Source organism: Leifsonia sp. SIMBA_070 (assembly GCF_046534635.1).
Lineage (GTDB): Bacteria > Actinomycetota > Actinomycetes > Actinomycetales > Microbacteriaceae > Leifsonia.
In genome coordinates, this window is record NZ_JAWRYK010000629.1 from 1 (window position 1) to 252 (window position 252).

At 40.1% G+C, this 252-nt stretch carries 1 protein-coding gene; it reads right to left on the reverse strand.

Annotated elements, in window-relative coordinates; all coding sequences use genetic code 11:
* Positions 1-232: efflux RND transporter permease subunit (locus tag SB754_RS21745; protein ID WP_410784391.1), on the reverse strand; the 232-nt coding region annotated here is incomplete at its 3' end.
* Positions 233-252 lie beyond the last annotated feature (20 nt).

The following is a 252-nucleotide window of genomic DNA, read 5'->3' on the forward strand; positions in this document are numbered from 1 at the left end:
GAAAAAGGAATACCACAATGAATACTAGGATAAATGCCTCTATTAATGTCTGAACCACATGATCGATGGAAGCATCCAAGAAATCTTTGGAGTTAAAAGGGATGACATAATCAAGTCCTTTTGGGAAATCTGCTTTTGATTCTTCCAAAATAGTTTCGATTTCATCGATGATTTCCTTTGCGTTGGAACCGGATGTTTGATACACCCCGACCGCAACACCCGGATTGCCCATCCCGGAATTTTTTCGAACAT